Source organism: Mesorhizobium sp. WSM4816 (genome assembly GCF_055811535.1).
Genome location: NZ_JBVVQR010000057.1, coordinates 19,019 through 27,352, shown reverse-complemented (window position 1 = coordinate 27,352; position 8,334 = coordinate 19,019). Strand labels below are relative to the sequence as shown.

At 63.8% G+C, this 8,334-nt stretch carries 7 protein-coding genes; 2 read left to right on the top strand and 5 right to left on the bottom strand.

Features of this window, described 5'->3' with window-relative positions:
• Positions 1-83 precede the first annotated feature (83 nt).
• Both AC0L3H_RS31505 and AC0L3H_RS31500 read right to left on the bottom strand, forming a co-directional pair.
• Positions 84-440 carry a hypothetical protein gene (locus AC0L3H_RS31505; RefSeq protein ID WP_473588067.1) on the bottom strand — a complete coding sequence of 119 codons (357 nt, stop codon included), beginning with the start codon at positions 438-440 and terminating at the stop codon, positions 84-86.
• Entirely contained in the window at positions 437-877 is a 441-nt protein-coding gene (locus AC0L3H_RS31500; RefSeq protein WP_473588066.1) for a hypothetical protein, read from the bottom strand. The genes AC0L3H_RS31505 and AC0L3H_RS31500 overlap by 4 nt, the downstream gene beginning before the upstream one ends.
• A gap of 68 nt (positions 878-945) precedes the next feature.
• Here AC0L3H_RS31500 and AC0L3H_RS31495 point away from each other — a divergent pair, with 68 nt between their 5' ends.
• Complete coding sequence (locus AC0L3H_RS31495; RefSeq protein ID WP_473495551.1) at positions 946-2,460, top strand: histidine kinase dimerization/phosphoacceptor domain -containing protein; 1,515 nt, start codon at positions 946-948, stop codon at positions 2,458-2,460.
• 312 nt (positions 2,461-2,772) lie between these two features.
• Positions 2,773-4,308, top strand: coding sequence for a winged helix-turn-helix domain-containing tetratricopeptide repeat protein (locus tag AC0L3H_RS31490; RefSeq protein ID WP_473495552.1), 1,536 nt, complete (start codon positions 2,773-2,775; stop codon positions 4,306-4,308).
• Here the strand turns inward: AC0L3H_RS31490 and AC0L3H_RS31485 are convergent.
• The 3 genes from AC0L3H_RS31485 to AC0L3H_RS31475 all read right to left on the bottom strand — a co-directional run bounded on the left by AC0L3H_RS31485 (position 4,284) and on the right by AC0L3H_RS31475 (position 8,225).
• Positions 4,284-4,868 carry a hypothetical protein gene (locus tag AC0L3H_RS31485; protein WP_473588065.1) on the bottom strand — a complete coding sequence of 195 codons (585 nt, stop codon included), beginning with the start codon at positions 4,866-4,868 and terminating at the stop codon, positions 4,284-4,286. The two genes, AC0L3H_RS31490 and AC0L3H_RS31485, sit on opposite strands and share 25 nt — an antisense overlap.
• Before the next feature lie 66 nt (positions 4,869-4,934).
• On the bottom strand, positions 4,935-5,060 hold the full coding sequence (locus AC0L3H_RS31480; protein WP_473588064.1) for a hypothetical protein: 126 nt from the start codon (positions 5,058-5,060) through the stop codon (positions 4,935-4,937).
• 63 nt (positions 5,061-5,123) lie between these two features.
• Positions 5,124-8,225 carry an efflux RND transporter permease subunit gene (locus tag AC0L3H_RS31475; protein WP_473495555.1) on the bottom strand — a complete coding sequence of 1,034 codons (3,102 nt, stop codon included), beginning with the start codon at positions 8,223-8,225 and terminating at the stop codon, positions 5,124-5,126.
• Between the last annotated feature and the right edge of the window lie 109 nt (positions 8,226-8,334).

Below are 8,334 nucleotides of genomic sequence, written 5' to 3'. Positions count from 1 at the left end.
AAGATCACCACCGTTCTCGGCGCAGTTTTGATCTGCGGAGCGGGGCTGTTCGCCCTAAGATCTGCGAGGTGAAGCGCTGTGCCCTACAGGAGCCTCATATCTTCGTAGGTGGTCACGAAGGTCACTGATGTGTCCAGTTTTCCCTCCAGCTCATGGATGGAGGTCTCCTTCCAGCGCGCCCGGGTCTTCAGCCAGAAGATCGCTGCAGTGACGGCCTCCCGACCTTCACCGGTCGCTTTGCGGTAAAGGCTTTCGGCGACCCGTGCGTTGGCCTTGATGGCGCCGCTCTCGGGCTCATGGGCGTAGGTCGCCTTGAGGTCCTGCTCGTCTATGGCGAGCACGCAGGCGATGTCGGCCGTGCTAAGCCCGAAGCCGGCCAGTGCCTCCACCCTGGAGCTCAGTGGCCGGTTTTCCAGAGGAGCTTCGATATCGGCGCTCATTTGGCCCGGTCCGCGTCCCAGAGCGTGACGGGATTGTTCGCTGGCGGCGTGCCGGCAGGAGTCTTGCCCAAGCTTGCAGGATCCGGAGCGCGCAGGATGATGCGGCGGATCTCATGCACCTGCTCGATCGGCTTGCCGTCCAGACCTGAGTGCTCGTTGACCGAGGTCTCCTTCCAGCGGCCGCGTGCCTTGAGCCAGAAGATGGCGGCGATGACCGCTTCACGACCTTCGCCCGTTGCCTTGCGGAAGAGGTTCTCCGTCACCTTGGCATTGGCCTTGGTGTGGCCAAAGGCAAGTTCGTGTTTATAGTGTTTGCGCAGCGTCTTGGCATCAATGCCGACCATGCCGGCAATGTCCGCCTCCGGAACGCCATAGCCTGCCAGCGCCTCTACCTGACGGCGATGAAAACCATCGGGCTGATGGCTGGGGCGGGCCATCTTAGCTCTCTCCGTTTCCGATGTGCTGCCTCGCCTTTGAGTTAGGCATGTCTTGCCCCGAAGGGTCCGTGTACACGGGGGATTTGGCGAAGCCGCGGGTCCGGGATAGCGAGCGCCACCTCCAGGACCTGCTCGCCGCCATTCCTGCCGCGATCTACACGACCGATCAGGCGGGCAAGATCACATATTTCAACGAAGCGGCGGTGCAGCTCGCCGGCCGAACGCCCGTTATCGGCAGTGACGAATGGTGCGTCACCTGGAAGCTCTACTGGCCGGATGGAACTCCGCTTCCCCACGACCAATGTCCGATGGCTATCTCACTTCGCGAAGGGCGACCCGTCCGAGGATATGAAGCAGTGGCCGAGCGACCAGACGGCACCCGGATTCCATTCATCCCTTATCCGACACCGATGCGAAATGCCGCCGGAAAGGTCATCGGCGGCATAAACATGCTAGTCGATGTGAGCGAGCGTAAGCAGGCGGAAACCCAGCAACGGATTCTGCTGGATGAGCTCAATCATCGTGTGAAGAACAACATGATGATGCTGAAGTCACTGCTATCGATGTCGGCAAGGAACAGTCACAGCTCAGAGGCTCGAGTTGTTCTGGACGAGGCCAGCAAACGGGTGGCGACCATGGCTGCCGCCCAGCGCGTTCTCTACGACACGCCCGACGCCCGCAACTTCGGTGCCCAGCCCTTCCTGAGTGCTGTTTGCGAGACTGCAAAACAGATGTTCCCCGCCGGGGTACATCTGATCTGCGAGGCAGATCCAATCCAACTGCCGAACGACATCGCTATGCCGTTAGCTCTCATTGTCAACGAGCTTTTGATCAACGCCGTAAAATACGGCTCGCAGGGTAAGGCACACGCAACGATCCGCGTCTCCCTGCGACAAGACGGTCAATGCAATAGACTGAAGGTCGAGGATGAAGGCCCAGGGTTCGACCTGAGTTCCGTCCGTCCGTCGTCCTCGGGCCTGCGGCTCGTCGAAGGCTTGGTGCGACAAATTGGTGGGGTATTCGACGTTCGCCGAGATCCGTGTCGGGGCACCGTGAGTTTTTCTCAGTCGCCCAAGGAGGTTGCCTTTGCGACCAAAGCATCGATGCCTGAATCGGGCCTGGCGGGCGACATCAAGCCATCATTCAAGCCGCAACTGGCTTTCTCCCGTGAAGGCACAAGCGGAGGACAGTCCGCATTAGCGGGTGATCATCCGATCTTGATTGTAGAGGACGATTTCCTGATCGCACTCGACATAGAAGCTGGCCTGAGCGCTGCGGGCTTTTCGGCGGCGGGGCCTGCCACCAGCGCCGATAAGGCTATAAGCAATGCGCTGGCGACCAAGCCGGCGCTTGTCCTCATGGATATCCGCTTGCTTGGAAAACGGGACGGGATCGATGCCGCCCTGGAGTTGTACCGCAACCTCGGCATACGATGCATCTTTACGACGGCGCACGGTGATCGGGACGTGAAGCTTAGAGCTGGACCGGCCAGGCCCCTTGGTTGGCTACAGAAGCCATATTCAATTCCCACGCTCATAGAAGCCATTCGAAATGCCTTCCAAGAATTGGAAAAGCAGGGCTGAACAACGCGGGTCCCACCTTCATGGGTGGCCCGGGCCCGCCGCCCCAAAGGTGCCAGTCAGCAGCACTCGTCATGTCGGCAATGGCCGGGGCTGCCGGCCAGATGTGAGCCGAAGAAATTAGCTTTGCCGTTGCCCGGAAGCAGATATTTCAGGCGACCATGCTGGGGCGAGCTGTTGATGATCCGGCTGGCTGGTTTCTGACGAGCGCCGAAAGCAGTTTGATCGCAAGTGCGTAGTAGGCAATAATGCGCTTCGACCATGCCGCGTCGGGCCGCCCGACGCGGCGCATCCGGTGTCCCAAAGGGGTGCCCCATGACGACGGCGACGGCTGATCAGGTCTTCCGGTTTGGTGGGTTTACGCTCGACCTGGCCATGGGAACGCTGCGCGGCGTTAAGGAGCCGCTGTTCCTGCGTCCGAAAGCTTACGCAGTGCTTTCGCATCTCGCCCGCAATATGGGGCGCGTCGTGCCGAAATCGGAATTGATGGATGTGGTGTGGCCCGGCGTTTACGTCACCGAGGATTCGCTTACCCAGTCGATCCGCGAAATCCGCAAGGTGCTGGGCGACGACATGGTGCGCACAGTCTCGAAACGCGGCTATATGCTTGCCGCGGAGGCGGAAGCCGCGCCCGAAATCAGCAGCCAGCCGATTATGGCCGTCGTGCGCTTCCGCAACGAGAGCGGCGATCCCGCCGACGAGGCGATGGTCGACGGTTTTGCCGAGGACCTCATCAATGGCGTGGCGCGCTTCGGCACCGTCACGGTTCTGGCGCGCAATTCGAGCTTCTCCTTCGCTTCCTTCGGCCGCACCGAGTGGCCCCAGATCCGCGCCCGCATCGGCGCCGACTACTTGGTCGAGGGATCGCTTCGCCGCCAGGGCGAACAGGTCTTGGTGGCCGTCAGTCTCGTCGATATCGCCACCGCGAGCCAGCTCTGGGGTGAACGCTACCAGTCGCAGGGCGCTGGCCTGTTCGCGATCGAGCGCGAGATCGTCGAGCAGATCGTCAGCCGCCTTGTCACGCGGGTCACCAACGCCGGCCTGGAGCAGGCTTCACGCAAGCCGGTGACCAGCCTCGCCGCCTATGAACTTCTGCTGCGCGGCTTCGCGCTGCTGCGCGATCCGGCCCAGACCGACCAGCGCGGCGCCGAGGCATTGTTCGAGGCAGCGATCGCCAAGGACCCGAATTACGGGCTGGCCTACTCCTATCTCGGCCTGGCGCGCTCGCTGGATGGGGAATTCGGACGCGCCAGCGACGCCGTTCTGGAAAAAGCGCGCGACCTTGCCGACAAGGGCCTGGCTCTGTCGCCCGACCAGCCGACCGGGCACCGCGTGCAGTCGTTGATCCGCCTTTATATGCGCGACCACGTGGCGGCCGAGCATCACATGCGCATCGCGCTGCAGCTCAACCCTTATGATGCCGACAGCATTGAGCAGATGGGCATGCTGCTCACCATGCGCGGCCGGCCGCTCGAAGCTCTGACGTGGCTGGCGCGCGGCATCCGGATCGATCCGCTGCATCCGCACTGGTACCAGTTCGACCGCGCGCTCGCGCTCTACATGATGGGGGAGTACCGCCAGGCGGCGGAAGCGTTGGAACTGGCAACGCGCCCGGCGCCATGGATCCGCACGAGGCTGGCGGCCTGCTATGCGCAGATGGGCGAAATGGAGAAGGCGCGGCGGCAGATCGCCCTCATCAAGGAGGGCGATCCTTTCTCACCGCTCGACTATGCGCTGCGCGGCGTGCCGTTCGAAAGCCGGGCCGACGCCGAGCATCTCGCCGAGGGCGTCAGCCTTGCCCTCGGCGAGGCTGCCCCCGAGGCGCCTCAATCGACAACGACCACGATGTAGCGGCCCTGATAGGCCCGGTAATAGGTGCCGCCGCAGCGCCAAACGTCGAAGCCGTTGACCTTGGTGCGGACGCAGCCAGCCGGCAGCATGGCAACCCAGGAGGTGGTGTGTCTCAGCACTCGCCAAGTGGTGGTGCGGCGCGCAACGCCCGCGGCGCTGCGTGGCGTCCAGGGCGCGCCGATGCGAGCTTCGGCCTGGCTGACCAGCGACAGCGCCGGCACGGCGCTCCCGATGATTTCGATAGCGGCAAGCGCGATTGCGAGCAACGCAGCCGCGAAGTGGAATTTCTTCACGGATTTCATGGGCATTGTCGTTTCTCCTGATTTTTGATCGAAGGTCAGTGGGAAGGAGGAAGCGGCAAGCCGGGTCGAATCCGTCATCGCCGCCAGGTGAGCAACCACGAACAGCCAGTGCGCCGCGGTTGTGACGTCGCCGACGACGAGCACGTCGGCGGCGACGAAGAACTGCCAGAACAGAAGATTTGCCGTTCCGAGCAGCATGTGAACGGCAGCCTGAACGGCGTGCCAGTTGCGGGAGTAAGCGATGCGCCAGAGCGTCACGCCGATGGATCAGGGCGAGTCCGTGCGCCTCGATGAAGCCGATGCCGGTCCCGGGCGCGTTGTTGATCAGCACAGCTTCAGCCCCGCGCCCGAAGAACGAGCAGGCAATGTCGTGGCCAGCCCGCCGGCCGAGGCAAGGATCAGGAAGCCAGCGTTGACGCGAACGAGAAGATTTCCAAAGAAGGGTTTCATGATCGTTCCTTTCCGCTTGGATGGTTAGGCGGCTTCCGCCGTGTCTGTTGGAGGATGCGCCGCTCAGGCTGCCAGCAGCTTGGACTTGGCGGCGGCCGCGATTGGCTCGGACACTGGAGTGGTCTCGGCCGGCGCCTTGATACCGAACCACGTGACGTAGAGCGTCGGCAGGAAGACCAGCGTCAGCACGGTCGCCACCGTCAGGCCGCCCATCACGGCATAGGCCATCGGTCCCCAGAACACGGTCGGCGCGATCGGGATCATGCCGAGGATGGCGGCCGCCGCCGTGAGCAGGATAGGCCTTAAGCGGTGTGTGGTGGCGCTGATCACCGCGGCCCATGGCTCCTCGCCGGCGGCGATGTGCTGGTCGATCTGCGCGATGAGGATCACCGAGTTGCGGATCACCATGCCGATCAGCGACATTACGCCGAGGATCGCGACGAAGCCCATCGGTGCCCCGGAGAGCAATAGCGCGCCGGCAACGCCGATGATCGCAAGCGGAGCGGTGAGCAGCACCAGCACTAGGCGCTGGAAGCTCATCAACTGCACCATCAGCACGGTCGCCATGATGAACAGCATCAGCGGGAAGACCACCAAGATGCTGGCCTGCGCCTTGGCGCTGTCCTCGATCACGCCGCCCTGCTCGACGCTGTAGCGCGCCGGCAGTTCCGCCTTGAAGGCGGCGATGGCGCTCTCCAGCCGCCACGACACGGAAGTCGCATTTTCGCCCGGCGCGACGTCGGCCTGCACCGTTACGGTCGGCAGGCGGCCTCGGCGCCAGATCAGCGGCGGCTCGGTCTGGTAGGTGAGCTTTGCCACCTGCTCGAGCGGCACCCGGCGTCCGCCCGAAGCGCTGATCGTCAGGCCGCGCAGCGTGTCGATGCTGGCGCGTTCGGAGTCCACCGCGCGGGCCACGATGTCGACGAGGTAGGTATTGTCGCGCATCTGCGTGATCTTCGAGCCGGACAGCACCGCGTTGATCGTCTCGGAGAGCTGCTGCGAGGAGATGCCCAGCGCGCGCGCCCGGTCCTGGTCGACATCGACCTTGATGACCTTGGCCGGCTCGTTCCAGTCGTAGTTGATGTTGCGCACGGAAGCGTCGCTGCCCAACACCTGCGCGAATCGCTGCGCCAGGCTGCGCGTCTTGTGCGGGTCCGGACCGCTGACGCGGAACTTCAGCGGCCAGCCGACCGGCGGGCCGAGCTCCAGCGGCGTGACGCGGGCCATGACGTCATCGAAGCCGGTCGACAGCTGCTTCTCCAGCCGGTCGATGACTGCCTGGCGCACGGCGTGGCCCTTGGTGACTACCACGGCTTGGGCGAAGAAGTCGTTGGCGAGTTGCGCGTCGAGCGGCAGGTAGAACCGCACCGCGCCCTGGCCCACATAGAAGCTCCAGTGGTCGATGTCCGGATCGGCGGCAAGCAGCTTCTCGACGCGCTCCACGACCGCGTCCGTCGCCTTGATCGAAGCAGCGCGCGGCAGGGTGAGATCGACCATGACCTCGGGCCGATCGGACTTCGGGAAGAACTCCTGGCCGACGAAGCCCATGGCTACGACCGAAAGCGCAAACAGCCCCGCGGTCACCGACAGCACCAGCCACTTCGCCCGCATCGCCATTTCGAGCAATGCCTGGAAGCCGCGAGCAATGCGCGACGGCCGATGGCTGCCATGGCCCTTGATTCGATCGGGCAAGAGCGCCACGCCGGTGAGCGGCGTGAACAGCACCGCCACCACCCAGGAGACGACCAGCGCGATGGCCACGACCGCAAACAGCGAGAAGCAGTATTCGCCGGCGCCGCTCTTGGCAAAGCCGACCGGCACGAAGCCGGCGATCGTCACCAGGGTGCCGGTGAGCATCGGGAAGGCGGTCGAAGTGTAGGCATAGGTGGCGGCCGAGATCTTGTCGTAGCCTTCCTCCATGCGCGAGATCATCATTTCGACCGCAATCATCGCATCATCGACCAGGAGGCCGAGCGCGATGATCAGCGCGCCGAGCGAGATGCGCTGCAGCGAGATGCCGAAATACTCCATGGTGACGAAGGTGATCGCCAGCACCAGCGGGATGGCGATAGCCACCACGACGCCGGGACGCCAGCCGAGCGCCAGCAGCGAGACGGCAAGCACGATGGCGATCGCCTCGCCAAGGCTCTTGGTGAACTCGCCGACGGATTCTTCCACCACATGCGACTGGTCCGCGACCAGGCCGAGGTCGGCGCCGAGCGGCAGTTCGGCTTCCATCTCATGCATCTTCTCCTTGACGTTCTCGCCCAGCGCCAGCGCGTCGCCGCCCGCGGTCATCGAGACGGCAATGCCGACCGACGGCTTGCCGTTGAAGCGGAACATCGGCTGCGGCGGGTCGGAATAGGCGCGCTTGACCTCGGCGACGTCGCCCAGCCGGAAATAATGGCCGTTGGCGTAGAAGTTGATCGCCTTCAGGCTTTCCTCGGAGGTGAAGCTGCCGGAGACGCGGATGGCGATCCGCTCCGGGCCGGCGTCGACCGTGCCGCTCGGCGTCAGAGCATTCTGCGCCTGCAGCGCCTGCGACAGCGTGCCGACATCGAGGCCGAGTGCTGCCACCTTCTGAGTCAAGAATTCGAGATAGATCTTCTCGTCCTGCTGGCCGATCAGGTCGACCTTGGCGACATCCTTCACCGTCAGCAATCCGGCGCGCAGGCTGGTTGCGAGATCCTTCAGCTCGCGATGGCTGAGGCTGTCGGAGGTGAGCGCGTAGATCAGCGAATAGGTGTCGCCGAACTCGTCATTGTAGAACGGCCCCTGCACGCCTGACGGCAGGGTCGGCTTGACGTCGTCGAGCTTCTTGCGCACCTGGTACCAGAGCGGCTGCACCTGGTCGGCGGCGACCGTGTCCTTGAGGTTGACGAAGACCACGGATTCGCCGGGCTTGGTGTAGCTCTTGACGTAGTCGAGATCGGGCAGCTCCTCGAGCTTCTTCTCGACGCGGTCGGTGATCTGCTCGACCGTGTCGCTGGTCGTGGCGCCCGGCCACATCGTCTTCACCACCATGGTCTTGATTGTGAAAGGCGGGTCCTCCTCGCGGCCGAGGCCGGTATAGGCGAACAAGCCGGCGAGCGCGGCCGCGATCATCAGATAGAAGACGAGGCTCTTGTGGCGCAGCGCCCATTCGGAAAGGTTGAAACTGGTCATGGTGCAAGTCCCTCTCAGTACGCGCAAGGGCGCGTTCCGCCGGCGGCTTGCCGGCAGGCGAAACAAGTGACGGTTGGGGTTCGGTCAGCGCCCACTGTGTGGCGGGCGC